Origin of the sequence: Hoylesella nanceiensis DSM 19126 = JCM 15639, assembly GCF_000379965.1 — a bacterium.
Lineage (GTDB): Bacteria > Bacteroidota > Bacteroidia > Bacteroidales > Bacteroidaceae > Prevotella > Prevotella nanceiensis.
Genome location: NZ_KB904328.1, coordinates 127,659 through 154,302 on the forward strand (window position 1 = coordinate 127,659; position 26,644 = coordinate 154,302).

The window sequence follows — 26,644 nt, forward strand, 5'->3', positions numbered from 1 at the left end:
GAAATGATAGAAGGACGCAGATTATAGGGGTTTATCGTTATTAGAATACTTTGCAATGGTGGGCATCTTTGTTTTCAATGTCTCTCCATGTGCATTGTTTTTTCCGCTTGCTGTGGGCATAAATTGGCGGTCGTCCCACCGCTTTACCACAACAATATCAGGCTTAGAGTAGTTGGTTTTCTTCATGGTTTTCTCGATTATCAATAAGTAGTGTTTTTTAATGGGTTGCAAAAATAAGAAAAATACGATTATTTTACAAATTTTAAAGCATTATTTTTGCCTTACAAATGGTATTTTTTTAGGATTCTAAAAGCAATACTTTTGCAAGGTAATATCAATGCTTTTAGGGTGCAATTGCAGTGAGTTTACAAGCTAATTGCAATGCTTTTAGAACACAAGTGAAAAGCGGTGATGACGTAAGGACATAAAAAATGTTGCACCGCAGAGATTTATTCTCTCGCAGTGCAACACATATTCTGTTCTATTTGCTAATACTTTTGCTTATAGGTCGTCTTCAAGTGCGGTGCTCTTTGCATAAGCTGTGCTCTTAGCTTCAAAGAAATCGGTTTTCACCATGTTTGCATTTGAATATTGAGACACCCATCGCATGTTCTCTGGTTCGGTTCTATTGTCTTCGTATAGATAATCGAATCCAAGACTATGCCAACGCAAGTTGCCCAAATAACGAATATAATCGTCTACCATTTGAGCGTTCAATCCCTGAATATCGTTACCAATTACGTATTGACCCCATGCTATTTCTTGCTCTACTCCCTCACGCATCATCGCCTCATATACGGCTACTTTCTCTGGAGTAAACAAGTCTGGCTCTTCTTTTCTCAATTCTTGTATGATGTTACGGAACAACCATAAGTGGGTATTCTCGTCACGATTGATATATCGAATCTCTTGAGCTGAACCCGACATCTTGCCATTTCTACTTAAATTATAGAAGAACATGAAACCACTATAGAAGTAAATTCCTTCGAGAATGTAGTTGGCAATGCAGGTTTTTACAAGGGTATAACGATCTCTTTTCTCGTGAAATTCGTTATAAAGGTCGCCAATAAAGGTGTTTCTTTTCAAAAGATGCTCATCGGTTTTCCATTGATATAGAATGTCGTTGCGCTCTTCTGGCGAGCAAATGGTGTCGAGCATATAGCTGTAACTCTGACTATGTACGCACTCTTGGAAGGCTTGTATGTGCAAGCAAAGATTCACTTCGTTGGCTGTTACATATTCTGTTAGCGAAGGAAGGTTGGTGCTTTGCAATGAATCTAGAAAGACCAAGAAACTTAAAATCTTATCGTATGCTGTGCGTTCTGCCTTATCGAGCTTTGGATAGTCTTTGGTGTCTTGAGTTAGGTTAATTTCTTCTGGAATCCAAAAGTTATTCATCGCCTGGCGATACCAGTCGCTAACCCATTGATAACGCATGTTATTGAAGTCGTTAAGGTTGGTTGTATTTCCTCCAATCATACGTCTTAAACGCAAATCTGTATCACCCATTGGGTTAAAAAGGGCGTTTCTTTTAAGCTGTTCCATATTGTTTTATAGGATAACTGTTTGTATGTTTATAAATTCTTTATTGTCTTTCTAAATGCAAAGGCCCCTCTATTGATTAAGAGGCGCAGCTTTCACATTCTTCTACTTCAAGCGATTTGCTTCGTACATAGTAGATGGTTTTCACCCCACTTCGCCATGCAAGCAAGTAAAGTTCGAGCAATTGACGCATTGAGAAGTCGTTGGTGATGTATAAGTTTTGGCTTTGTGCTTGGTCGATATGACGCTGACGAACACCTGCAGCACGCACTGTCCATTGCTGATCGATGTTATATGCGCTCTTATACACCCAAAATGTACGGTCTGAAAGCTCTGGTGCTACACGTGGAAGCATTGCTCCTTTCTTCTCTTCGAGGAAGAATCGTTGCATAACAGGGTCGGTTCCTGCTGTAGTTCCTGCGATAATACTTGTACTTGATGTAGGTGCTATGGCAAGAAGGTAAGCATTTCGCATTCCTTGTTCTTTCACCTTAGCAGCAAGAGCGGTCCATTCGGGCGATGTGTAGCCACGTTTTGTGAAGTATTCGCCTGTTTGCCAGTCGCTACCTTCAAAGTATTTGTAGCTTCCTTTTTGTTTAGCTATATCCGAACTTGCCTCTACTGCAGCACGATTGATTGTTTCGAACACCTTATCTACAAAGTCTAAGTGTTCTTGACTCTCCCACTTAATGCCACGAACTGCAAGCGCATGGTGATAACCGCTTACACCTAAGCCTAAGCTTCGATAGCGTTGGTTGGTGATTTTTGCATAAGGCAATGGATAGAAGTTGATGTCTATCACGTTATCGAGAGCACGAACAACAGTGCGAACGACGTCGGTTAATTCGGTTTCGTTCTCGAGTGGCAAATGACCTAACGACAAACTTGCAAGGTTACATACCACAAAATCGCCTGGTTTAGATGCTCTAACTACAACAGTATCGCCATCGTCGGTTTTCACTTCGGTAGAAACGCTTTCGATCTCCGACATATTTTGGGCAATTTCTGTACAAAGGTTAGAACAATAAATCATGCCTTTGTGTCCGTTTGGATTGGCTTTATTTACGTGATCTCTATTGAATGTGAATGGAGTTCCTGTTTCAACAGCAGAACGAAGCACTAAACGTACGATGTCTTTAACGCTGAGTGTACGGCGAGTTAAGCGTGCATCATTCACACAATCAATGTATCTCTTTTCCCATTCTTCGCCATAATAGTCTTCAAGGCAATAGCCTTTTATACTTAATATCTCGTTAGGACAGAACAAATGCCAAGGTTGGTTGATATCTTCTTGCGCCATTTTCCAGAACAAATCGGGATAACATACAGCCGGGAAGATGTCGTGTGCCTTCATTCGGTCGTCTCCATTGTTGGTTCTTAGCTGTAAGAACTCGGGTAAGTCTTTGTGCCATACATCTAAATAAACGGCAACTGCACCCTGACGCATACCTAATTGGTCTACTGCAACGGCTGTGTCGTTCACCAATTTCATCCAGCGAATCACGCCACCTGCAGCGCCTTTAAATCCTCTAATCTTTCCTCCTGCAGCACGAACTTTACCGAAGTACATTCCCATACCACCGCCAAACTTACTCACTTGAGCAAAGTTGTCGAGACTTCTGTATATTCCTTCGAGGCTATCGGGCACGGTGTCGATGAAACAACTTGATAATTGATGGAATGGTTTACGGGCATTTGACAAGGTTGGAGTAGCCATTGTCACTTCTAACTTACTTAGAATATCGTAGAACTTCTGTACCCATAACATTCTATCTTCTTTCTCGTTGATTGCAAGGTGCAACGCAATACCAAGATACATTTCTTGTATTGACTCGATAGGTTTATTGCTATAGGTGCGAATGAGGTAGCGCTTCATCAATAAATCTAAACCTGAATAGTTTAGAAGGTCGTTGCGGTCTTCTTTGATAAAGGTTGCTGCCTGTTCAATTTCTTCAGGTGAATAAGATGCAAGAATATACTCTCCGTATAGACGTTCGTCGGTTAAATAACGCAACTTGTCGTAGAATGAGTGCACACTTACAGACTCTTCAAAAGCTGCAATGCTGAGATTGAGCTTGTAAGACAATAGACGTGCTGCTATAAACTCCCAGTTGGGAGCCTCTTGAGTGGTCATTTCTACTGCCGCTTTCACCAACGCTGACAATTTATCAGCTTGCTTCATATCGTCTTTACAGAAGCTTTTAAACTTATCTGAAAGCAACAACAAACTATATTCTACACTGGTGTAATCAGATGATATCTTTTTTAATATAGGCTTTAAATCTTCGTCTTCTGCGTCTGCAACTATGCTATTGATTGCATTTCTACGCTCTGTGCGCTGAAAACGGAATAGAATATAGCTCTTTGCCTCATCGTAAAAGCCGTTCTGCATCAAGGTTTTCTCTACCTGATCTTGAATACTTTCAACATTACGCATATCTGAATGCGCTTCAATAAACTGCTCAACGGCATCTACCATTTCGTCAATTAGAACAACTTTTATTTCTGTTCCAACACTTGCAAAACTCTTTTGTATTGCGACGGCAATTTTCTTTTTGTCGTATTGCTCAACATTGCCGTTTCTCTTTATTATTTCCATGAAATTAATTAACTACTAATGAGATACCAATTCGAGTGTAATTGTTATCCGTTTTAATTACTAAACTATTGCTACAAAGATACAAAAAGTATAGCATCTTTCGACACTTTTTCATGCAAAAAGATGTCTTTTAAGAATCAATATCAATTCCATAGGAATGAATACACTTAACATTTACGAAATGAAAGAATCGCTCCTTTTACACATATATTGTATATAAGGACCCGATTGAAAGAATAAAAATGTTAATAATAAATAAATAATCACATCCACAGATAATCACTTATCCTTATAATAAAAAGAAAGTAATACCTTTGTAGTCCGATTATTACGGGGCTAAACTTAGTAACCCCTGTGTGGAAGTGTTAATAGTTGATGCTTAAGGCCAGGCACAACGGTTAGTGAATCGACTGCACAAAAGAATTAAAAACGTTTTTTAGTAGTAATATTTAATCAAAAGAATGAACACTTTAAGTTACAAAACCATTTCCGCTAACAAGGAAACGGTAAAAAAAGAGTGGGTAGTTATCGACGCAACAGACATGGTAGTAGGTCGTCTTTGCTCTATTGTTGCAAAGATTTTGCGTGGTAAATACAAACCCAACTTCACTCCTCACGTTGATTGTGGAGACAATGTTATCATTATTAATGCCGCAAAAGTAGTATTCACAGGTAAGAAAGAAACCGATAAAGTGTATACACATTACACTGGTTATCCTGGTGGACAACGCTTTAATACACCAGAAGGACTTCGTAAAAGACCAAACGGTGTAGACAGAATCTTACGTCATGCCGTTAAAGGAATGTTACCAAAAGGTCCTTTAGGACGTGCAATATTGAAGAACCTCTATGTGTTTGAAGGTACAGAGCACAACAAAGAAGCTCAAAAACCAAAAGCAATAGATATTAAACAATACAAATAAAGACGGTAAAAGATGGAAATGATTAATGCAATTGGTCGCCGCAAAAGTGCAGTAGCACGTGTTTACTTAACAGAAGGAACCGGCAAGATCACAATCAATAAGAAAGATCTCGAAACATATTTCCCATCTGCAATCTTGCAGTATGTGGTAAAACAACCACTTCAACTACTTGAAGCAGAAGGCAAATACGACATCAAAGCAAACCTCGATGGTGGAGGTTTCACAGGCCAAAGCCAAGCATTGCGCCTTGCAATCGCTCGTGCATTGGTTAAAGTTAACGCAGAAGACAAGAAATCTTTGAAAGACGAAGGATTCTTAACACGTGACTCTCGTGTAGTTGAACGTAAGAAACCAGGTCAACCAAAGGCTCGTCGTCGCTTCCAATTCAGCAAGCGTTAATATTCGACACGCTGTTTATTTCGCCGATAGCAGTGACTTTTACAATCACGATTGTCATCATGTCGCAGCACCATCGACCGAAAACGACAGCACCCTTCTTCGCTTTTCATTCGTAAAAAGACTGCAAATACAAGGTAATAGCTATGCTTTTATCTCCTAATAGCAGCCATATTACAGAACAAAAGCATTACTATTAGGAAGAAGGTAATCATCATGTGGTCACCAACAACGCCCATGATAAAGTTTAGTATCTAAACCAATAAGACCCAAAGACATGTCACAATGCACTTTGCTACTTGTTGGCTGATCCTAAAAAGGAATTAAAAAGAAAGTAAACAATTAAAAGAAAAGAAACAATGTCAAGAACAAATTTTGACCAACTATTGCAAGCAGGTAGTCATTTTGGACACCTTCGCCGCAAGTGGAATCCCGCAATGGCTCCATATATCTTCATGGAACGTAACGGAATTCATATCATCGACCTTAACAAAACAGTTGCTAAGGTAGACGAAGCAGCAGACGCTTTAAAGCAAATCGCTAAGTCAGGTAAGAAGATTTTATTCGTCGCTACTAAAAAACAAGCTAAGGAAATCGTTGCAGAAAAGGCTTCTAGCGTTAACATGCCATACGTAGTTGAACGTTGGCCAGGTGGTATGCTTACCAACTTCCCTACTATTCGTAAGGCAGTTAAGAAGATGACTAACATCGATAAATTGATGAATGACGGTACATTCTCTAACCTTTCAAAGCGTGAATTGCTTCAAATTACACGTCAACGTGCTAAGCTTGAAAAGAACTTAGGTTCTATTTCAGACCTTACTCGTTTACCTTCTGCTCTTTTCGTAATCGATGTTATGAAAGAACATATTGCGATTAAAGAAGCTCAACGTTTAGGTATTCCTGTATTTGCAATCGTTGATACAAACTCTGATCCTCTTCTTGTAGACTATGTTATCCCTGCAAATGATGACGCAAAAGACAGTATTGATGTAATCCTTACTGCTTGTTGCTCTGCAATTGCTGAAGGTTTAACAGAACGTAAGCTTGAAAAAGCAGACGAGAAAGCAGCAGCAGAACAAGCTGAAGTAGCTGCAGATGCTAAACCAAAGCGTGCTCGCAAGACTCGCAAAGAGGAAGCTCCTGCTACAGAACAAGCTGAAGCTAAGACAGAAGAATAATTATTTTTGTCCATCACATCACGTGGTGGACATTCTTTGAATTGACAAACAGCGGTTTCAATAACAATATATTCATTTCAGAAATACGGTGTTTGTCAATTCTTTTAACAGAAAACATTAACTCAATAAAATAATAAATACATACTATGGGTGTAACAATTGCAGAGATTCAAAAGCTTCGTAAGCTTACAGGTGCAGGTCTTGCAGATGTAAAGAAAGCTCTTGTTGAAGCTGAAGGCGATATCGATCGTGCTATAGAACTTGTACGTGAAAGAGGTTTAGCTATTGCTGCTAAGCGTTCAGATCGTGAAACTTCAAACGGTTGTGTGCTTGTTAAAGTACAAGATAACTTCGGTGCAATCATCGCATTAAAGTGCGAAACAGACTTCGTTGCTAACGGAAAAGACTATATTCAACTAACTCAAGACATCCTAGATGCAGCGGTTTCAGCTAAAGCTAAGAGCCTTGAAGAAGTACAAGAACTTACTCTTGCTGATGGCAGAAAGATTGCTGAAGCAGTTGCAGAGCGTTCTGGTATCACTGGAGAAAAGATGGAATTAGATGGTTATAACTACCTTGAAGGAGAAAACATCTACACATATAACCACCAAAACATCAACGTTCTTTGCACAATGGTACAAACAAACAAGCCAGCAGAAGCTCAAGGTCACGCTGTAACTATGCAAGTTGCTGCTATGAACCCTGTTGCTCTTGATGAAGCAGGTGTACCTCAAAAGGTTAAAGACGAAGAGTTAAAGGTTGCTATTGAGAAGACTCGTGAAGAGCAAGCAGCTAAAGGTAAGAACCTTCCAGACGCAATGTTACAACAAATTGCACAAGGAAGATTGAAGAAGTTCTACAAAGAAAACTGCCTTCTTGAACAAGAATTCATTCAAGATAGCAAGCTAAGCGTTGCAGAATATCTTCACCAAACAGATAAAGATCTAACTGTAACTGCATTCCGTCGCTTTACTTTGCGTGCAGAATAAGCTTACAAGAAGATTCTAATTCAGAAAAATAATGAGTGTTTAAATGGCGTCTTTCGCTTTAGAAAGATACGTTTAAACACTCTTTTTTTATGCCCTCTCCTTACAACGACTATTCTTTTTCGCAGAAAGCAACACCACTCTTCGATTATATTTTATTCCTTTCTACCCCAAAGAGAGCCTCACATCCCCGCAAAAGCAGTCCTTTTACACCGCAATAGCATTGCATTTACCGTGCAATAACAGCCCTTTTGCATCACCAACTCAATGCTTTTACAATCCACCCACACTTTCTATTGAAATAGAATAGCTTTCCTTTTGAAAGAAAAAACTTTTTAATTATATTTGTAGAAGAACTTTACTTAACTAACAAACACCTCACAATATGACACTAAAAACACCTAAAAACAATTGTTTCAAAACGAAATTAATTCTATCAGTCCTTGCATTTACCACCCTTATAAGCTCTTGTGCTATTGGAGGATTAACCTCCGACTACAACAAACTCACTGCAAAAGAGAAGCAACGAGTGGTGAAAAGCTTTGGAGATATAGACCAATTGAAAGCCGACAACACCATCTATCTTGTAGAAGTTCAGCAGGTTAAAGACTATTGCAATAAACACCAACAGGTTGTTATATACGATTATACCCCCAATTGCGGTAGCAGCGCATGCATGCAAGTAAACGATTTTGTGGATATGTGCAAAGCAAATGGCACCAATCCGTTAGTTCTTGGCAATAGTTTTTGGGGACTTGCCGACACAAGAAAACTTGGAATTCCATTGCTCATGATAGACCCTCAGCCCTTAGGTACAAAGTGGAGATCACGATACATCCGTCTTTTCTTTAATGAATTGATAGATAGTAATTCGCCAAATCCTCCCCAAGGACTTTATTTCTCGTTTCAAAACGGCAAATATATCGGCAACTTTAGTTCGTGCAAAGAAGCCCTCGAAGCTCTTAACATCAAAGATGTAAAAACATTGTAGAAGCAATAATTGTTATTGTTCCGCATAAAAAGAAACAATAAACGCATCAAAGATGAAAGTAAACACATTGTTTTCACCTATAAAAGACATCTAAAAATGAAAAGAAATCAAACTCAAAGCAGTCGTTTTGCTATCCTACATATTTTTATTGCACTTGGTTTTATCGCCATTTTAAGTTCTTGTTACGTTCAAAATATAACAGATGATTATAAATTTTTACGACAAGAAGCACGGGAAAGGGTTACCCTAACCACCGGTTCTATCGACGAATTAAAAGACGACAGGGCAATATATCTCATCAATGCACAGCAAGTGAAAGACTATTGCAAGCAACATTCAAATGTGATTATCTATAACTTCTCTCCATCTTATATAATGAATAAAAATCTAAATGCAAATGATTTTGTAGATATGTGCAAAGCAAATGGAGTGAATGCATTGCCTATTGCCAACTCGTATTTAGGCCTCGACAAGGTGAGAAAATTAGGAGTTCCAGTTCTGATGATTCGTCATCAACCTTATAAAACAAACAAATGGCGAAGCTACACCAAGCTGTTTTATAAAGACGTAACCAACTCTAACAAGAGAATAAACAATTCTAAAAGATTCTTTTCCTTTAAAAATGGAGTTTATATAGGAAACTTCTCCACCTACGAAGAAGCACTCAAAAGCTTACAATAACAACAAACGGCTCGCTCGAAATGCAGAATTTGCAATGACGAACGAGCCGTTTGTTCTTTTAGTTCGATAGGTATATAAAAAGAAAAACACCACAGCTCTCAGCGAGCTACGGCGTGTTTCTATGTTTAACATCTTAATTTCTATTTGGTATTGAATGTCTCACGACGTCCAAGTTCCTGTTAAACAATCATGTTTTTTACCTTAAACTAATAACTAAAAACATAAATCTATTACTACTAACCTAAACAATCTATTAACCTTTTGACAATGCAAAGGTAGTAAGAGATGTTCATTCGTGCAAGAGTTTTCATGAAAAATATTTATAAAAGTGCGTTTATTTGACTATAATCAAGCGATTGTTTCCGTACACAAACTTACGAAATGCAATTTATTTAACAGAAAACCCTTTAAAATATAGCTTTTAATCACTTCTCAAGTAAATCTCATCTAAATTACCCCTTCTATTGTTTTAAATAAAAAGAAAAGCCACCTAAAACTGCAACTTTTTGCATTTTAGGTGGCTTTTTATTGCTTTTTGATAGCGAACAGACCTATAACACGTCTGCCAAATGGCGTTCGATGTCTATTCCTCTCTTCTTATCTTCGTTGTGTTGACTCAGCTTAATCAATCGTTCTACAACGTTCATCGCCTTTTGGGTAGAATCAATTAAAGAGCGTTGTTTCATCACTTCGCCCATAAGAATGGCAGAAAAGATGTCGCCAGTGCCTGGAAAACGCACAGGAATTTCATCGTATGGTAAGAAAAAGAAATCTTTATTGCCTCTTTCTTCACTGCAACCCACCACGCACATGGCGCCATTCACCTTCACACTTGTGATGAGTGCAGCCGCAGCACCTTGTTCTTTTAGTTTCAAAAGCAAGTCTTTCGCCTCGTCTTCACTAATTCCTTCGCTCTTAAAAGGCGTGTCGGTTAAGAAACAAGCCTCTGTATAATTAGGATAACACACATCTGCCACGGCAATAAGATGCTTCATCATCTCAACTGTTTCGTGCGAAATGCCGTTATACAAGCTACCATTATCGCCCATAATGGGGTCTACAAAGATCTTGGTTTTCTTCTTTTTCTCGCTCAAACAATAGTCCGCCACAAGCTTCGCCTGCTGTTCTGAGATAATAAAACCTGTGGCAATGGCATTAAACCCGAATCCCAATTGCTGCCAAATGGGAATGACTTGTTGCATATAGTCGGTGGTTTCGAGAATACTAAACTTACCATAATCGAGCGTGTTAGACACCAATGCGGTTGGAAGATTGCACACCGAGTGCCCCATATACGACAAAATGGGGAGCATTGCAGCCGTTGCCACCTTGCCCACTCCAGGCATATCGTTGATTAAAAGTATATTGCTCATATTCTTATCTCTTTTTATTGAATTTCTATTCTGTTGCTTTTATATATAATAAGGTGTGATATTGGTTGGCTAAGGACCATATTCTACCACCCATTTTGCCTATTAATACAAGAAAGAACTACCGCCAAGGAACTCTCTTAACAAACTTGTTGGAGGAATTTCATTATCGTGTATGGGCGTTACATACTTCAAAAAGCCCAACAAACGCAAGGCTTCTGAGTAGGCACTGCAGTTTTGTGGCACTCTTTCTAACAAGGGTTCGGCCTGCGAACGAATAACGGCAAATTCGAACAACATAGCTGTATTAAACATCACATCAGCCTCTTCTTGATAAGGGAAAATCCATCTTTCTTCGCCATCTCTCACCGATTGCCATCTATCTATGGTGTTTTCTGCCGACGCATTGCGGTATTTATAATCACGAATGATGCGTCGTAAGAGTCGATTATCAGTAGTGGGGATATAGTTATGGTCGTCGAGTAGAATGGTGGTGAGGGCAGAAATATACACTTTAAAGAGCGAATCGCCAGGCAGTTGAGCCGTAAGGGCGGGATTAAGGGCGTGAATTCCCTCAATCAACAGCACGTTATCGGGTTTTAATTGCACAAAATCACCCGTTTCTTTCTCGCTCTTTCCCGTCATAAAATTATATCTTGGCAATTCCACTCGCTCACCATTCAACAACATTTTCAATTGTTTGTTCAACAAGTCGATATCAATTGCGTGCAAATGCTCGTAATCATAGTCGCCATTGAGTTGCTTTGGGGTTTTATCTCTATCTACAAAATAATTGTCGAGCGATAGTTGTACGGGGTGAATACCGTTTGTTAGCAACTGAATAGACAAGCGTTTGCAGAACGTTGTCTTGCCCGATGACGACGGACCAGAGATTAAAACCACCTTGATATTTTTGCGCTGAGCAATATCATCGGCAATTTTTGCAATGCGTTTTTCTTGCAATGCCTCTGAAACTCGAATCAAATCCGACCCTTGTCCCTCTTCAACTTTCTCGTTAAAGTCGCCCACTGTGCGCACTCCTAACAAGCCTTGCCAGCGGTGATGCTCTCTAAACATCTCGAACATCTTATCTTGTTGAACCATAGACCCTAACACCTCGGGATTAGAAGATGAGGGAACACGAAGCAAAAGTCCATTTTCATAAAACTCTAATCCAAAGAGATAGAGTTGCGAAGTGTTGGTTAAAAGCGATCCATAGTAGTAATCTACATAGTCGTCGATGGCATAATACACGCTATAAAGCATACCTGTGCTTTGCAATAGCTTCACCTTTGCCTCGTCGCCTTTCTCTTTAAACAAGGCAATAACATCGTCGGTGGGTTGCTCAAAACGTCTTATGGGCATCTTGCTATCGATAATTTCTTGCATTCGTTGCTTTATTTTCGCTGCATCTTCAGCCAAAATAGGTCTACCCAGTTGCACATTACAATAATAACCGTTGCTAACAGGGAACTCGATAACTACCAAACTGCTTTTGAAAAGGTCGTGAACAGCCTTGCAAAGAACGAAGAACAAGGTGCGAGTGTAGGTGCGCATTCCCGAAGGTGATGTGATATCGAGAAACTCTACTTCTTTATTTCGATACACTCTATAATGCATTCCCTCTACTTTGTTATTCACCTTGGCAGATAAAGGGCCGTGAACCATTTTCAAATTTAATTTGGGAAAAATGTCAAAAAGAGTGCTTCCCATTTCAACATTCTCATTTTTTTTATTATTTTTGCAACGTATTTGTATCAATTCTGATATGGACATAATTTTACACGATTTAGGAATTAAAACATATAACATTCTAAATAAAAGAGTAATAGAGTTATTACTCTTCTTGCTTAGCACATCTCTAAGCACAAAGTTAGCAAAAATAGGGTAACAAATACGCAAAATAGACAACAAAAACAACACTATGTCAATATTAATTATTTTAAAGTTAGTAGGAGCATTAGCGCTACTTATCTACGGAATGAAGGTTATGAGTGAGGCACTTCAAAAGATGGCAGGTTCTCAACTACGCCACATTTTAGGTGCAATGACCACCAACCGCATCACAGGTATGCTTACTGGTACATTCATTACCACTGCCGTTCAGTCGTCAACAGCTACAACTGTAATGACCGTTTCGTTCGTAAATGCAGGTCTTCTCACCCTTGCTCAAGCCATTTCTGTAATTATGGGTGCCAATATTGGTACAACATTCACGGCTTGGATCATGAGTGCTGGTTTCTCATTTAATATGACTTCGGTTGTATGGCCTGTGTTTTTAGTCGCAATCATACTTATTTATACAAAACGTTATAGGTATGTTGGCGACTTTCTTTTTGGTGTTTCGTTCATGTTCTTCTCACTCGGAATACTTAGTATGACTGGTAAAGAGATGGATTTGGCACACAATGAGGCTTTGATTAAGTTCTTTGCTTCGTTCAATCCAGATAGCTATCTCACTATAATCATATTCGTATTAATTGGTACCATCCTCACTTGCATCGTGCAATCATCGGCTGCTTTGATGGCTATCACCATGGTTCTATGTACAGGAGGAGTGCTTCCTATCTACTTAGGTATTGCTCTTGTGATGGGAGAGAACATCGGAACAACCCTAACTGCAAACCTTGCTGCCCTAACAGCTAACACACAAGCACGCAGAGCAGCCTTTGCTCACTTGTTCTTTAACTGCTTTGGCGTGTTCTGGGTTATGTGCGTATTCTATTGGTTTGTTGATATGGCCTGCTCATTAGTGGGTATTAACCCTTCAAGCGGCAACCTCGATCCTGTTCGTTTGTCGTTTGCTTTGGCTGCATTCCACACAATGTTTAACGTAACCAACACCTTCATTCTTATTTGGTTCATTCCACAAATCGAGCGTTTAGCGTGTATGATCATCAAACCAAAGAAGAACGACGAGGAAGAAGAGTTCCGTTTGCGTTTCATTCAAGCTGGTATTATGGCAACACCAGAGCTTTCTTTGTTCGAAGCTCAAAAGGAAATCACCTCTTTTGCAGAGCGCATTCAACGTATGTTCGGTATGGTTCGTGACCTACTTCACGAGAAAGACATCACTAATTTCAATAAACTTTACTCAAGAATTGAGAAATATGAGGACATTTCGGACAATATGGAGATCGAAATTGCGAAGTATTTGAACGGGGTGAGCGATGCTCATTTGAGTGATGAAACAAAGGCTAAGGTTAGAAGTATGATGCGTCAGATTACCGAAATCGAAAGTATTGGCGACAGCTGTTATAACATTGCACGCACCATTCACCGCAAGTCGGAGCAAAATGAAGACTTCACTGAAGAACAATATCAACACATTCATCAGATGTTTGAATTGACAGATGACAGCTTAACACAAATGAATCTCCTCTTTAATGGTCATAAAGACCGCATGGATGCTCATCTTTCATTCAACATCGAAAATGAGATTAACAACTATAGAAACCAACTTCGCAACCAAAACATCAGCGATATCAACGAGCATAAGTACACTTATGAAATGGGTACGCTATACATGGACATCATCACAGAATGTGAAAAGCTTGGCGACTATGTTATAAATGTGGTAGAAGCACGTTTAGGCTTGCGTCAAAGATAAGATAATTCGAAATTGAAAAGAAATAACATCAAGGAGATTGCTCAACACAATGGGCAATCTCTTTCTTTTTTATTGCCTGCCAATGGCCTATCATTTCGAATGAATAAAAGATTACAAAAATAGCATATATAGCTATAAATAACGGGGTAAGCTGTTGCATAATCCATAAAAAATAGCTACATTTGCTTTGCAAAACAACAATAATCTCGTTCTAACCATTGAATAAACACCACTCTTAGTTTTATGTTTCTTGTCGTAAAAATACGGCAAGAGCCACAATGTCTTATAGGTATTGTGCTACTAATGATGACAATGTGCGAACGAGACTTTTCAAGATAGCAAATGAAATCATACGACATTAAAACCTATCTCAAGGAAATTTACAGTAAATATCCAGAGAGTACAAAACGCCCAATCATCGGTATTACAGGCGATGTGGAAGGAAACGACGTGCTTGTTCGTAACCCTTATTGCCAACAAGTGATGAAAGCTGGAGGCGCACCAGTCATTATTCCACCTACAGAAGACCCAGAAACGATTATCAATATTCTTGATTCTATCGATGGAATAATATTCTCTGGTGGCGGTGATTTCAATCCTTTATGGAGTGGCGACGAGCCTTCTCCACGCTTAGGACGCATCAATAGCAGCAGAGATCATTTCGAATTGCTCACTTCTTTACTTGCTCGCAACCGACAAATACCTATCCTTGGCATTTGTAGAGGATTGCAATGCATTGCCATTGCCTCTGGAGGTAAGGTGGCACAAGACATCGAAGAGAGTCGAAAACTTGCCGCAAAGAGCTTGCTTTCGGACGGAGAAATGGTGCGATTGATTAAACATAACCAAGAGGCCGACCGCAAAGAGTGTACCCATTCTGTTGAGATAGACCCCAATTCAATACTCTACTCTATTTACAAAACAAAGAAACTCTTTGTTAACTCTTTCCATCATCAAGCCGTAAGTTATATCGGTCCTAAGCTAAAAATCACAGCAAAGGCAGCCGATGGCGTTGTAGAAGCACTCGAAAGCACCGAGTTTAAGCCTTTCCTTGCAGTGCAATGGCACCCCGAATGGTTAGAGGAAGATGGATTAAAGCTATTCGAATGGCTCACAACTCAGGCAAAAGAATATGCTCAAGCCAAAGCTCTTCACAGCAAAATCATCACCCTCGACTCGCATTGCGATACCCCAATGTTCTTCGATAACGAAGAGGTAGACATCACAAAACGCTGCAAAGAGGTTTTAGTTGATTTGCATAAGATGGCAGAAAGCAAGCAAGACGTAACCACTATGGTTGCTTATTTGCCTCAAACAATAGGAAACGAGAACTTTAAAAACAAGAATACATTTGGTATTGACAGTCCTAAGAAGTATGCAGACTTTATCTTTGATAAGGTAGAAAGCATGATTTCTAATCACAAAGACTATGTTTCTATTGCCAAAACGCCTTTCGAAGTGATGCAAAACAAATTCGAAGGACGTCGTTCTATTATGCTTGCAATAGAAAACGGCTTAGCTCTTGAACGAGACATTGCCAACGTTAAGCATTTTGCTAAGCGTGGAATAAGCTACATTACCTTATGTCATAACGGCGATAACCTTATCTGCGACAGCGCAAGAGGTAGCAAGACACATGGCGGACTAAGTGCTTATGGAAAAGAAGTAGTTGCCGAAATGAATAAATATGGCATCATGGTAGACCTTAGTCACGCTGCCGAAAGCACCTTTTTCGATGTCTTAAAGACCAGTAAAGCACCCGTAGTGTGCAGTCATAGCAATTCTAAAGCATTGTGCGACGTGCCTCGAAACCTCACAGATAAACAGCTTTTGGCTCTTGCAGAGCACAAAGGAGTGGCTCATATCACCCTTTATAAGGGCTTCTTAACAAGAGATGGCAACGCAACTATCGAAGATGCAATACGTCATCTCGATCATTTCATCAACATAATGGGCGTTGATCACGTCGGACTCGGTACTGATTTCGATGGAGATGGAGGCATTTTAGGTCTTAGAGACTCGTCTGAGCTCATCCGTTTCACCATTTTTCTACTTAGAAAACGCTACTCTGAGAGCGACATTAGAAAGATATGGGGTGGCAACTGGCTAAGAGTGATGGAACAAGTGCAAAAGATAGGTAAACGATAAACTAAATAATCGCAATATCAGTTGTGAGCAATCATATTACAATCAACAACAAATGAAAAATACAAAGATGATTAAAATAGGCGCAATAATTGTGCTGGCAGGAGCCATTGGCGGGTATTTCATAAAACAAAAGACAGCAAAGCCTGTTGAAGAAGAACAGGTTACGCAAGTGAATGCACCCGCTTTCAATGCCGACAGCGCTTACACTTACATTGCAGAACAATGCAACTTTGGACCAAGAACGATGAACAGTGAAGCGCACGAACAATGTGCTCAGTGGATTGTTAACAAGTTTAAGAGCTTTGGTTGTACTGTGTCTGAACAAAAAGCAATGCTAAAAGGCTATGATGGAACACCGCTAAAAGCCACCAATATCATGGCTCAACTCAACCCAAATGCCACCACTCGCATCCTACTTTGTGCACATTGGGACAGCAGACCATGGGCAGATAACGACCCTAACAAGGACAATTGGAAGAAACCTGTTATGGCTGCAGACGATGGTGCCAGTGGAGTTGCAGTGATGTTAGAGCTTGCTCGCAGTCTAAAATCGCACAACTTGGGCAATATCGGTATCGACTTTGTATGTTTCGACGCTGAAGATTGGGGCACACCAGAATGGATTGAGAAGACAAACGACGAAGATACATGGGCGTTAGGCGCACAATATTGGTCGAAAAATCTACCCAATAACTACACAGCTCGATATGGAATACTTCTCGATATGGTTGGAGGTAAGAACGCAAAGTTCTATATTGAGCAAGCATCGATGGCTTATGCGCCCGAAATTGTAGCGAAAGTATGGGGCGAAGCGGCTAATGCTGGATACAGCAATGTATTTATCAACCAAACAGGAGGAGCGATAACAGACGACCATATCCCTGTTAATCAAATCGCAAAGATACCTACTATCGACATCATTCCATACTATCCCGAGATGAGTCCTAATGTCTTTGGACCCGTATGGCACACGGTTAATGATAATATAGATAACATCGATCGCAAAACACTCAAAGCAGTTGGACAAACAGTGATGAATGTTTTGTGCCAAGAAAAGGAGTAGTTCAACACCCTCTCCTCACCTATTATTATATATAAGGTAGAGATCTGAGGTAGAAAGTCGATACAACCCGCTCTTCACTCCCTTTCTTTTAGACCCTAAAAGTGATGGTTTAGGCAGACAAGGGCAAGACGATTGGGTTTTGAAAACACCAAGAAATCTTCTTCATCAACATAATATATTAAGAAGAAACACGATAAATGATAATGTAAAAGACAGGCACTATGCTTTCTTTTACATTATTTTTTTACCCCATTCTCTCCGCCCTTGCTCTGCAAAAACAGTCCTTTTGCCATACAATTACACTGCTTTTACACTCTAATTGATGCCCTTTTAATTGTTAAAAGCAATGCTTTTACAAGCGAAGGTCTGCACCACCGTAAAACAAAAGGATTGCGAGGGAGCATATTTAACGATGAACCCAGCAACCATTCGTCTTTTTATTTATATATTTGCACTATCGTCTTATCAATAAAAAGAACGACACAAGAAGAGCGGACACACCATTCATCGGACAAGATTCTTGTGCCTCGACAATGCAAATGTCCTATTTATACAAATCAACTTACAGATGAAAGAAGGAAGAACCCTATTAAAAAGCAGTGCAACAATCGTTGTTTTATTGGCTATTCTCTTGTTTGGTAGCTGTCAAACCACCAGCAATCGCCTCGTTGTGATAGAGCAAAACGAGCTTTATGGCTATGTAAACGACAAGGGCGACACCATCATTCGCTGCATTTATCCTATGGCTTTTACCGATACTATCACCCACATTGGCTTTGTGTCGGATAGCAATGGCGTGATAAAGTGCTTCAACAACGAGGGCAAATTCCTTTTTAATGTGTTCCAATTCGATAACGGACCCGACTATCCTGTCGAGGGTTTGTTCCGAATAGTGGGCGAAAACAATCTCATTGGCTTTGCCGATACACTTGGCAACATTGTCATTACACCCCAATATCAGTTTGCTCGCCCCTTTAAAGACGGCAAAGCGCGAGTGACAAACAGCGGAAAAATGATGAAAGATAGTAGCAATGTCGATGCTCATGAGTATTGGCAGTCGGACAACTGGCAAGTTATCACTCGTCCACAATAGACTTATTTCCTTCTTTTCAAAGCCTCTTCGTCACCTAAAAGCACACACCTCGCTTGGCACCTCAACCCTATATAACTTGTATCTCTCCCTTATTTATCTTGCATCTCGCCCCCTATTGAAGAAGTATCTTCCCCTATATTAAGGACGTTCAAGCCCTCCTTGTCTTCTATCTACACACCTTCGCTCCCCCTTCCACATCATTTCGCCTTTCTCTTTCTTCCCCTTTCATCACTTTAAAACACCATACTCACCTCTAAACACTTCCTCTTTGCCTCCTAATATTCTTGCCATTGTAACATCAGTATCTAACAAAAAAATGAGAGATGAATTCTTATTATTTCAAATTAACAATAATTTATCTTATTATTTATAATTAATATTTATCTTTGTGGCGTGATTATATTTTATTATTTATAATTTTAATTTTACCAAAAAGATGAAGAAATTTTTATTTAGTATTGCGTTATTATTAACTTGTACAATACAAATTAGTGCACAATCATTCGACGAAGAGCAATTAGAAGGAACTTGGATTTCTAATAATGACGGCATGGAATACGACGATTACTTTGGTTCTATCCAGAAAATGGTGATCGGAAACCATTTAGAAAAGGACGAATACGATACTGATTACCGCACAGGTTTTATTACATATGAGTGGACTCAAAAAGCAGAAGAAGCAAATAAAGACAACCATCGTTTTGATAAAAACGACACAGAGCATATCCTTGACTACTTTATTACAGGCAATAACAGACTTCATATCATCATTGGAGACAAATTTTCTTTACGTTTCAAGATCTTAGAGCTTAGCAATAACACTCTAAAACTACAGACTAAGAAGGGCACAATGACCTTTACGAAGACCACAACTGGCGTACAAAGCTTGAAAGTGAATACTGAAATTGCTGAGAAAGCACGTTACAACATCAACGGACAACGCCTAACTCGTCCTGAAAAGGGAATCAACATCGTGCAAATGAGCGACAACTCTGCTCGCAAAGAGGTTGTAAAATAAGCGCACATACACTACAAATACTATTGACCCAAAGCGTCAATAACACTCTTCTGAGAACATACTATCTACTAAAAATAACAAGATAGTGTGTTCTCTGTTTTTTATTTACAAGTCAACACCAACCTTTCTACGCTCCAAATTCTTCCTAATAGCACCTCAACTACCCTTCATCTTCATCATTAACAAAACTCCCTCTTTCACCCAAAGCACTTTACTTGCCTTCTAATACCAATGCTTTCACAATGCAAAAGCATAACTATTGTGCTGTAAAAGCAGTCTTTTTACGCTCTAAAAGCAATGCTTTTGGCACACACTTAAAATAACAAAACAACGCAATTGCACAAAAATTGTGCGCAAATAACAAAATTCAAGAACTACAATAGCTATCAAGGCGCATTTTATAAGAGACGTTAAGCGCACCTTATTAAATTCATAAATAACTGTAAATCAGCGATAAACACATTATAACATCTCGTTTAATTTTTGTTCTTCTCACTCTCCAGAACCTAAATTAAACATAATAATTTGTCGGCTTTTCACTGCCCTTTTTCTCATTATACTATTTTTGCAGCGGGAGTATAATTAACTTTTTAAGCACAAAATACATTTTCTATTTTCGAACTAAAACTAATATGACATGAAAAAAATTATCTCATTTCTGGGCCTTTTCATAGCCCTCGTTCTGCATGTACATGCATCTCCAGTGAGTGTTTCAAAGGCTTTGCAGGTGGCACAGCGGTTCTTTGCAACAACATCGCCATCCAATCAAGGCGAACTAAAAGTGCAATTCACAGCCAAAGGCACCCCAACCGAGCCCAACAAAACACAGAAAAACACAAATGGAATTAACACTCAGAGTCTTAAAACAGCGTCTACTCATACACTCTATTACGTTATTAATCGTGGAGAAAGCAACGGATATGTTGTTGTTTCGGGTGATGATAGAGTTCAACCCGTACTTGCTTATGCCGATAAAGGCGGTTTAACTGAAGACGAAATCGAGCATCATCCTTCTATAAAGTGGATGTTTGATGAGTATAAAAACCAAATTCAATGGGCTATAAACAATATGGAAGACAAGCAAAATGCAGGTTTTCGACGTATTTTTGCATCGACAAGAGCTGCGAATTATCAAACTGAAATACAGCCTTTGCTTGCCTTTAACAACGATAGAGCAACCCGTTTGCCTCACGCTATACAGTGGGGTCAGAGCTGGCCGTTCAACCTTTACGCTCCAAACTACGTGTATGGAAACACCTCTTATCCAACAGTTGCGGGCTGTGTAGCCACTGCAATATGTACAGTTTTGCGCTGGCATCAATGGCCTAACAAAGCAACTGGAGCCCTAAGTTACTATTGGCGTGGTCAAAAGCTATCGCTTAACTTTGATGGAAGCGGTGCAGAAAATAAAGCATACGATTGGAGTCAGATGCCAGCTGCAGTGTCTCACAATGGTTACGACTTATCTAATAACAGAAAGTTGTCGAACACTCAGGCCGATAACATTGGTCGTTTGCTTCGTGATATCGGCTATTCTGTGCAAATGTCGTATGGTCCTGCGTCTACAGGAGGTAGCGGAGCGTATGTCTATAACGCTCCAAGTGCATTGACAGAGCACTTCGGTTATAAGCAAGATCTTCGTTTCTTGCAACGTGACAACTACTCAAATAATGCGTGGTTAAAGGAGATTAAGAGTGAAATGGAAGACTATGGACCTGTTATTTACGCTGGTTTTTCAGCAAGAGGAGGCCACTGTTTCGTACTCGATGGCTATGCAACTAACGGCTATGTTCACGTTGATTGGGGTTGGAATGGATCGGAAAACGGTTGGTATTTGCTCGACGTTTTGCAGCCAGGATCTGAAGGAATTGGCGGCGGAGGCGGTGGTTATAGAAGCAGTCAACAGATGCTTCGCTACCTATCTCCTAACAGACCCGATAACGAAAGACCTCAACCTAAACCACAGCCTCAACCAGATAACAAGCAAACGGTAGACCTCTACATTCACAAAGCGGCTAAAAACACGTTCAAACAATCGACTGGAAACGCAACCGTAACCATCGAAGTGGGCAACAGAGGCAATGCATCTTTCAACGACCAACTTGCTCTTTCGCTTTATAAAGAGGGCGATTCGCAATCTACCATCATTGCTTATGCCAATGCAACCATAGCTGGTTCGGCTTCAAAAGCAGTGTCGTTCAACATCAATACCACTCAGTTAGAGCCCGACACCTACTATCTTGTGGTGAATTATCTAAGCAATAGCACCTATAAAGCTATTCAAACCGTGGCAGGAACATTGACTATCGAAAGCAATAGTCCTACTCCAACGCCTACACCAACACCTATTTCAAACGAAGTGAAGATCTTTGCAGGTGCGAAGTGCTTTGCTTCTGCCCTCGAAGGCGAAGCTATTAAAATCCCAGTATCGCTTTCTAACGAAGGAAGAGCAACCTATAAAGGCACTATGCGCCTATATGCTTGCACCGGAGACGAAAGCAATTTGGGCAATAAAACGCTCATTTCTGAAGGCGTTGGCACACTAAGTTCAAACGTACAAGCGGTGTTTACCTTCTATACCAACAGCAATTTCAAGCAATTGAAGAACACCAATGGAGCCAAAGGAACCAAATGGAACATCGCTCTTTCTTATGTATTGAACAACAAAGAGGTATTTGTTACATTAGGAGACGACAAGAAGAACCCTTGCATTGGCGAGCTAACCATCAACAGTAGCAATGATAACGACAACGATAACCCTGTTGTTGGCAATCACGATGTAGAGCTTCAGAGTGTTTATTTCTATCAAAATGGCACTTATTTAGGTGCAGATTATGCAACCATCTATCGCACAAGTGGCAACGTAACAGCCCGTGTTTACTTGAAGAGTACTAACGGATACACTGGTCCAATACGCTTCTTTGTCACCAGTACATCAAGAAGTTACAACGCAGAAAACGGTCTTTTGGTAGAGAAAAACATCAAGATCAATCCTTCAACAAATGGCTATGTAGACATAACCTTCGACATTTCGAAGTTCGGTATATCAACTTATTACCTCAACATTCTACACAGCACAGGTCAAACAGGCTATTGGAAATACAATCCTTTGAAAGAAGTTCCATTCTATGTACGCACCAATTGGTATTATGGCGTGATGCCTTCTGAGGGCAATAGCGACACCACTCCAACTCAGGGAGAGACCTTACACTTCAACGAAGCACCATCTTCATGTTGCGTTACCCAATCTATTGGTTTAGACTTAGGCAACACTAACATCGAAAATGGCACCATTACAGGTATCAACAGCAACGATATCAGTAAGGGAATGAATATCTATCCAACCGCTGCTACATCGGTATTAAACGTAGAAAGCGCAAAGGCTACATCGGCACAGATATTCAACAGCAATGGTGTTCTTATGGAAAAGGTTGAGTTGAGAGAAGGAAACAACCAAATAAACATTAGCCACTACACAGCAGGTGTTTATATCTTAAAGACCAACGAACACACTTCTCGTTTCATAAAGAAATAAGATAGTCGTTCAAAAGTCTTACATTCTAAAACTAAGAAAACACACATCTCTTTCTTTATAAAGGTGGAAACATCTTTATAGAGAATAGAGATGGATAATAAGTATTTGTTAATCCATTCGAAATAGAAGGTGAAATAAAAAATGAGAGTCTCGTTCTTTTCAATAAAGAATTGAGACTCTCATTCTGTATAAGATGTTTTATAAAAATCTTCTTTGTTGTGTTTTGCTTTGAAAAGCATTGAGTTTGCGGTGTAAAAGCAGTGCTTTTAGTATGCAAAAGCATTGATATTAGGCACTAAAAGCATTGACTTTGCCCAACGATGTCGGCAACCTTGCTCTCCAACTGCTCTCCTATCGCCTTTGTGTAGCCTTCTTATTGCTCGAAAGAGGTTAGCGGACCGCTTCCCTCTATCTTACGAGTACACATGCGAGCAGCAAGTTCTCCGCTCTCTTGAATACCCATTCCTGTTGCTCTTCCATATAAATATCCAGCCATATAGGTATCTCCACAACCTGTTACATCAATCAATTGAGCAGGTTTATAAGCAGGAATTTCATAGAAAGTGTTGTTGGTATAAATCAAAGAGCCATAGCTTCCGAGGGTAATAATCACCTCTTTCACGCCCATTTCGGCAAGTAATTGCGCTGCTTCTCGTGGGTCTTTATAGTTGGTGAGCACTTCCATTTCGTGCTCATTCACCTTTAAGAAGTGAGTAACCTCAAGAATTTCTTGCTTATGATACCAGTTAGTTGCCAACACATTCTTATCTTCTACACGACGTAAAAAGCCTTGTGCATCGATAGATAACAAGCCTTTTTGAGCCAAAAGCTGAAGAACTTCGGGCGAAAAGTCGTCGTTTAAGAGCGAACCGATATGATAAATGTCGGCACTTGAGTTGACAACATCTTGTATTTCGAACGCATCTGCCTTCGCTAACACACGTTGTGTACGGTGATTAGGGTCGTTTCCGTATTTGTTTTCGAAGTAAACCGTGTTCTCACTATCGAAGTTTTGCACATCAATGCCCAACTCTTTTAGTTCTACAACAGTTGCCTTTGCGTTCTCTCCAACCTTTGTAATCAATTCAAATTGAACGGCTTTAGGTAACGCATTAATAGCATGTGCAAAATAAAAAGCAGTTCCTCCCGACAAAGAAAACTCGTTTTTAGGAGTGATGATCTTGTCTTTTGTAATATGGCCTACACAACATAATTTCTTTTTTGTCATGGTATTGTGGTGTAAGTCTTTAGAAACGATATCCAAATCCGATATTAAGGTAGAGCGGATATAATGGGAATGTAACCGTTTTAAAGGTGTTTTTAAATATTCCGTTGATGTTATATGTAAGGTCAGCATTAACAGTAAAGTGCTTAAAAGCACGCCAACTACCACCTAATTGCATTCCCCATTGGAATCGACGCAATTCATTTGAGAAGTCATAGCTTGCAGTTGCGTCGCCTTCGAACAAGAGTTTCTCTCCTGTTGGGTTTCCTTCTCTAAGATAACCGTTGCTCACTGAGCCTGCAAACTCGCCATCTAAGCGATAAGCTGCATACAAACCTGCACGCACTTTCCATTGATCGTTGAAGCGATAGTTTGCCATTACGGGTACAGTTAGCAATGTACTGTTATATTGTGTCTTAACACTTCCAGTGTAATAACCTGCTACTCGTTGCGAGCCTTGAATGATTTCGGTGCTATAACTCTTTACATCTGCCTCGGTAATCATGCCTTTTTCTTCTACTTTTAAGCCTGTAGACAAGCCCCAAGGACTGTTATTGCCATCAAACCAATAAGTAACTACGCCCTCAACAGTGCCATTAAACTTAGGACTATAGCTCTTTATCTTACGAATTTCTGCTGGCATTGGCATGGGAGTTGCGCCTCCTATGTTGACACCTGCACGCACTTCATATTCCCATCCGTTCTTTTCTGACTTCACTAAGCTTTCTGTTCTGTCGCTTTGAGCATAGCTAACAGAGTGCGAAAGGATAGCAACAAGAGCAAAAAATAATATCTTTTTCATTTTAATTATTCGTCGTTTTAGTATTTAACATCAATGTGTAGCTCGTCAACCCATAAGGTACTGCCCACTGCTCCATTAAAGTTTGCACCATCTTCGCTCGAAGAAAGCACGATAGCAAGATTGTATTTACCTGCCTGAAGCTTTTCTATATCGATGCTTTTGCCTTCTAAGAAGGTGAAAGGAACTTCAAAACGAGTCCATTCATTGGTTTCTTTTTTATCCTCAAGTTTAGCGATCTTCACGATATTCTCACTAGTTAACGAGTTGGTTCCATCAAGATATGGCACCTCGGTTGTTACCTCATACAACACAGCATATATGGTAAAGATATCTTTCTTGTCTGCAATTACTTTCGAATTCTTATCGGTGAACGATGCACCTGCTTGATATTTATAATATCCACTCAATGCAACTGGCTCTTGAAGATATGGAATTCCGAAGTGAGTTGAACGCAATGCGTTAGAAATATCGAGTTGGAAGTCACCTAAGAACAAGTTTCCTGCTGCAATAGGAGCACCAAACATTCTGCCAAGGAAGCCTGTTGAGCGAGTAACTAACTGCGCACATTTGCCTTTAAAGCCATCGTTGCTTTGGAAAGTTGGATAGTCTTCGGCTGGCGAATTGCCTGCTGTTATTAAATAACCAGGGTTTCCACTCGCCCAGTTGATCTGCTTTTTAGAAAGAGTTGTTTCTGAAAGGATGTGGAATTTGTTTACTGGTGCAGCAGAAGGGTCCCACTGATCGGTGTAAGTATAATAGTGCATATCATCTAAATGGAAGTCGGTTATTCCATCAATACGCACGAAATGCACCTTATATGTCTTGCTCCAATTACCATCTTGCGATGTAATGGTGAACAAACGAGCATTGGTATAATCTGTGTTTGTGGTGTCTCCACTGGTGATTGTGGCTCCTTGTGTAAGGTTAAAATGTATCTTCACCTTGCTCAAATCGGTACTGTCGGCTGTGAAAAGCTTCACTTCGTCGTTCGAAACAATAGGATTTCGCAAAAGGATATCGTTATCTACACTCACCGAAAGGATATCGGCTTCAGCATTTGCTGCCTCATCTTTAATACAAGATGTTGTACCTAAAAGTACTAAAAACATTAAAGTAAGGACCGAAAATAATTGGTTCTTTTTCATTGTTTGTAAATTATAAGACTACAAGAGTTTGTGTTATGCCTAAACGCAATTGATAAATAAAAAGACAACCCTATAACCAAGAAAGGGAAAAAATACCTTTTATAATACTATAAAGAGGGTATTTTTTCTCCATTTTCATTTGTATGTAGGGTTTGCTAATACGCTACAAAGATAGCAAAAATAATGATGAAGAACAAAAATATTGACGCTTTTTTCCGCCTTTTGGGGGACAGTTCTTACACTATATATATGCAAATGGAAATAAGTTGACAATGTGTTAGTTCCTTAAAACAGAATATTTATTATTATAACTCACTGATTTTCCATTCATTACAA

Annotated in this window: 20 protein-coding genes; 12 read left to right on the plus strand and 8 right to left on the minus strand. The window is 39.7% G+C overall.

Translation table 11 applies throughout. From position 1 onward, the window contains the following. Positions 1–21: 21 nt before the first annotated feature. From A3GM_RS11495 to A3GM_RS0103635, 3 genes are all read right to left on the minus strand, one after another. Positions 22–204 (minus strand): hypothetical protein, encoded by a 183-nt coding sequence (locus tag A3GM_RS11495; RefSeq protein WP_154648082.1) that lies wholly within the window; start codon positions 202–204, stop codon positions 22–24. A 297-nt stretch (positions 205–501) separates the two neighbouring features. Further along, on the minus strand, positions 502–1,545 hold the full coding sequence (locus tag A3GM_RS0103630; RefSeq protein WP_018362032.1) for a ribonucleotide-diphosphate reductase subunit beta: 1,044 nt from the start codon (positions 1,543–1,545) through the stop codon (positions 502–504). A 76-nt stretch (positions 1,546–1,621) separates the two neighbouring features. Beyond that, on the minus strand, positions 1,622–4,141 hold the full coding sequence (locus A3GM_RS0103635) for a ribonucleoside-diphosphate reductase subunit alpha (RefSeq protein WP_018362033.1): 2,520 nt from the start codon (positions 4,139–4,141) through the stop codon (positions 1,622–1,624). A 461-nt stretch (positions 4,142–4,602) separates the two neighbouring features. Between A3GM_RS0103635 and rplM the strand changes: the two genes are divergently transcribed. The 6 genes from rplM (at position 4,603) to A3GM_RS0103665 (ending at position 9,299) form a co-directional block, all read left to right on the plus strand. Next, complete coding sequence (gene rplM / locus A3GM_RS0103640; RefSeq protein ID WP_009227862.1) at positions 4,603–5,064, plus strand: 50S ribosomal protein L13; 462 nt, start codon at positions 4,603–4,605, stop codon at positions 5,062–5,064. Between the two features lie 12 nt (positions 5,065–5,076). Further along, entirely contained in the window at positions 5,077–5,463 is a 387-nt protein-coding gene (rpsI, locus tag A3GM_RS0103645) for a 30S ribosomal protein S9 (protein ID WP_018362034.1), read from the plus strand. A gap of 356 nt (positions 5,464–5,819) precedes the next feature. After that, the gene (rpsB, locus tag A3GM_RS0103650; RefSeq protein WP_018362035.1) at positions 5,820–6,641 is read left to right on the plus strand and encodes a 30S ribosomal protein S2; all 822 of its coding nucleotides are present in this window, start codon (positions 5,820–5,822) and stop codon (positions 6,639–6,641) included. A 146-nt stretch (positions 6,642–6,787) separates the two neighbouring features. Then, on the plus strand, positions 6,788–7,630 hold the full coding sequence (gene tsf, locus A3GM_RS0103655) for a translation elongation factor Ts (protein ID WP_018362036.1): 843 nt from the start codon (positions 6,788–6,790) through the stop codon (positions 7,628–7,630). Between the two features lie 382 nt (positions 7,631–8,012). Further along, complete coding sequence (locus A3GM_RS0103660; RefSeq protein WP_018362037.1) at positions 8,013–8,618, plus strand: hypothetical protein; 606 nt, start codon at positions 8,013–8,015, stop codon at positions 8,616–8,618. Positions 8,619–8,714: 96 nt separating this feature from the next. Further along, entirely contained in the window at positions 8,715–9,299 is a 585-nt protein-coding gene (locus A3GM_RS0103665; RefSeq protein ID WP_025829886.1) for a hypothetical protein, read from the plus strand. Positions 9,300–9,850: 551 nt separating this feature from the next. Here A3GM_RS0103665 and A3GM_RS0103670 read toward each other — a convergent pair. After that, positions 9,851–10,672 (minus strand): pyridoxamine kinase, encoded by an 822-nt coding sequence (locus A3GM_RS0103670; RefSeq protein ID WP_018362039.1) that lies wholly within the window; start codon positions 10,670–10,672, stop codon positions 9,851–9,853. Positions 10,673–10,774: 102 nt separating this feature from the next. Next, the gene (locus tag A3GM_RS0103675) at positions 10,775–12,445 is read right to left on the minus strand and encodes a nucleoside kinase (protein ID WP_202898620.1); all 1,671 of its coding nucleotides are present in this window, start codon (positions 12,443–12,445) and stop codon (positions 10,775–10,777) included. 148 nt (positions 12,446–12,593) lie between these two features. Between A3GM_RS0103675 and A3GM_RS0103680 the strand changes: the two genes are divergently transcribed. The 6 genes from A3GM_RS0103680 to A3GM_RS0103710 all read left to right on the plus strand — a co-directional run bounded on the left by A3GM_RS0103680 (position 12,594) and on the right by A3GM_RS0103710 (position 23,136). After that, on the plus strand, positions 12,594–14,279 hold the full coding sequence (locus A3GM_RS0103680) for a Na/Pi cotransporter family protein (RefSeq protein ID WP_018362041.1): 1,686 nt from the start codon (positions 12,594–12,596) through the stop codon (positions 14,277–14,279). Positions 14,280–14,621: 342 nt separating this feature from the next. Then, positions 14,622–16,427, plus strand: coding sequence for a fused gamma-glutamyl-gamma-aminobutyrate hydrolase/peptidase (locus A3GM_RS0103690; RefSeq protein WP_018362043.1), 1,806 nt, complete (start codon positions 14,622–14,624; stop codon positions 16,425–16,427). Positions 16,428–16,479: 52 nt separating this feature from the next. Continuing rightward, on the plus strand, positions 16,480–17,490 hold the full coding sequence (locus A3GM_RS0103695; RefSeq protein ID WP_025829882.1) for a M28 family peptidase: 1,011 nt from the start codon (positions 16,480–16,482) through the stop codon (positions 17,488–17,490). A gap of 568 nt (positions 17,491–18,058) precedes the next feature. Then, the gene (locus tag A3GM_RS0103700) at positions 18,059–18,583 is read left to right on the plus strand and encodes a WG repeat-containing protein (protein ID WP_018362045.1); all 525 of its coding nucleotides are present in this window, start codon (positions 18,059–18,061) and stop codon (positions 18,581–18,583) included. 436 nt (positions 18,584–19,019) lie between these two features. Beyond that, on the plus strand, positions 19,020–19,601 hold the full coding sequence (locus A3GM_RS0103705; protein WP_018362046.1) for a hypothetical protein: 582 nt from the start codon (positions 19,020–19,022) through the stop codon (positions 19,599–19,601). Between the two features lie 637 nt (positions 19,602–20,238). Continuing rightward, positions 20,239–23,136: a C10 family peptidase gene (locus A3GM_RS0103710; RefSeq protein ID WP_018362047.1), complete on the plus strand. Its 2,898-nt coding sequence runs from the start codon at positions 20,239–20,241 to the stop codon at positions 23,134–23,136. Between the two features lie 373 nt (positions 23,137–23,509). Here A3GM_RS0103710 and A3GM_RS0103715 read toward each other — a convergent pair whose 3' ends face one another. The 3 genes from A3GM_RS0103715 to A3GM_RS0103725 are packed head-to-tail and all read right to left on the minus strand — an operon-like array spanning position 23,510 to position 26,308. Beyond that, complete coding sequence (locus tag A3GM_RS0103715; RefSeq protein ID WP_018362048.1) at positions 23,510–24,364, minus strand: PfkB family carbohydrate kinase; 855 nt, start codon at positions 24,362–24,364, stop codon at positions 23,510–23,512. A 19-nt stretch (positions 24,365–24,383) separates the two neighbouring features. Beyond that, positions 24,384–25,163 (minus strand): porin family protein, encoded by a 780-nt coding sequence (locus A3GM_RS0103720; RefSeq protein ID WP_018362049.1) that lies wholly within the window; start codon positions 25,161–25,163, stop codon positions 24,384–24,386. A gap of 17 nt (positions 25,164–25,180) precedes the next feature. Further along, positions 25,181–26,308, minus strand: coding sequence for a PCMD domain-containing protein (locus tag A3GM_RS0103725; protein ID WP_025829879.1), 1,128 nt, complete (start codon positions 26,306–26,308; stop codon positions 25,181–25,183). Positions 26,309–26,644 lie beyond the last annotated feature (336 nt).

What these genes read in the sequence shown, in the direction of transcription:
- A3GM_RS0103630 (WP_018362032.1), bottom strand. Translation starts at nt 1,545, where the DNA reads ATGGAACAGCTTAAAAGAAACGCCCTTTTTAACCCAATGGGTGATACA.
- A3GM_RS0103635 (WP_018362033.1), bottom strand. Translation starts at nt 4,141, where the DNA reads ATGGAAATAATAAAGAGAAACGGCAATGTTGAGCAATACGACAAAAAG.
- rplM (WP_009227862.1), top strand. Translation starts at nt 4,603, where the DNA reads ATGAACACTTTAAGTTACAAAACCATTTCCGCTAACAAGGAAACGGTA.
- rpsI (WP_018362034.1), top strand. Translation starts at nt 5,077, where the DNA reads ATGGAAATGATTAATGCAATTGGTCGCCGCAAAAGTGCAGTAGCACGT.
- rpsB (WP_018362035.1), top strand. Translation starts at nt 5,820, where the DNA reads ATGTCAAGAACAAATTTTGACCAACTATTGCAAGCAGGTAGTCATTTT.
- tsf (WP_018362036.1), top strand. Translation starts at nt 6,788, where the DNA reads ATGGGTGTAACAATTGCAGAGATTCAAAAGCTTCGTAAGCTTACAGGT.
- A3GM_RS0103660 (WP_018362037.1), top strand. Translation starts at nt 8,013, where the DNA reads ATGACACTAAAAACACCTAAAAACAATTGTTTCAAAACGAAATTAATT.
- A3GM_RS0103665 (WP_025829886.1), top strand. Translation starts at nt 8,715, where the DNA reads ATGAAAAGAAATCAAACTCAAAGCAGTCGTTTTGCTATCCTACATATT.
- A3GM_RS0103670 (WP_018362039.1), bottom strand. Translation starts at nt 10,672, where the DNA reads ATGAGCAATATACTTTTAATCAACGATATGCCTGGAGTGGGCAAGGTG.
- A3GM_RS0103675 (WP_202898620.1), bottom strand. Translation starts at nt 12,445, where the DNA reads ATGTCCATATCAGAATTGATACAAATACGTTGCAAAAATAATAAAAAA.
- A3GM_RS0103680 (WP_018362041.1), top strand. Translation starts at nt 12,594, where the DNA reads ATGTCAATATTAATTATTTTAAAGTTAGTAGGAGCATTAGCGCTACTT.
- A3GM_RS0103690 (WP_018362043.1), top strand. Translation starts at nt 14,622, where the DNA reads ATGAAATCATACGACATTAAAACCTATCTCAAGGAAATTTACAGTAAA.
- A3GM_RS0103695 (WP_025829882.1), top strand. Translation starts at nt 16,480, where the DNA reads ATGAAAAATACAAAGATGATTAAAATAGGCGCAATAATTGTGCTGGCA.
- A3GM_RS0103700 (WP_018362045.1), top strand. Translation starts at nt 18,059, where the DNA reads ATGAAAGAAGGAAGAACCCTATTAAAAAGCAGTGCAACAATCGTTGTT.
- A3GM_RS0103705 (WP_018362046.1), top strand. Translation starts at nt 19,020, where the DNA reads ATGAAGAAATTTTTATTTAGTATTGCGTTATTATTAACTTGTACAATA.
- A3GM_RS0103710 (WP_018362047.1), top strand. Translation starts at nt 20,239, where the DNA reads ATGAAAAAAATTATCTCATTTCTGGGCCTTTTCATAGCCCTCGTTCTG.
- A3GM_RS0103715 (WP_018362048.1), bottom strand. Translation starts at nt 24,364, where the DNA reads ATGACAAAAAAGAAATTATGTTGTGTAGGCCATATTACAAAAGACAAG.
- A3GM_RS0103720 (WP_018362049.1), bottom strand. Translation starts at nt 25,163, where the DNA reads ATGAAAAAGATATTATTTTTTGCTCTTGTTGCTATCCTTTCGCACTCT.
- A3GM_RS0103725 (WP_025829879.1), bottom strand. Translation starts at nt 26,308, where the DNA reads ATGAAAAAGAACCAATTATTTTCGGTCCTTACTTTAATGTTTTTAGTA.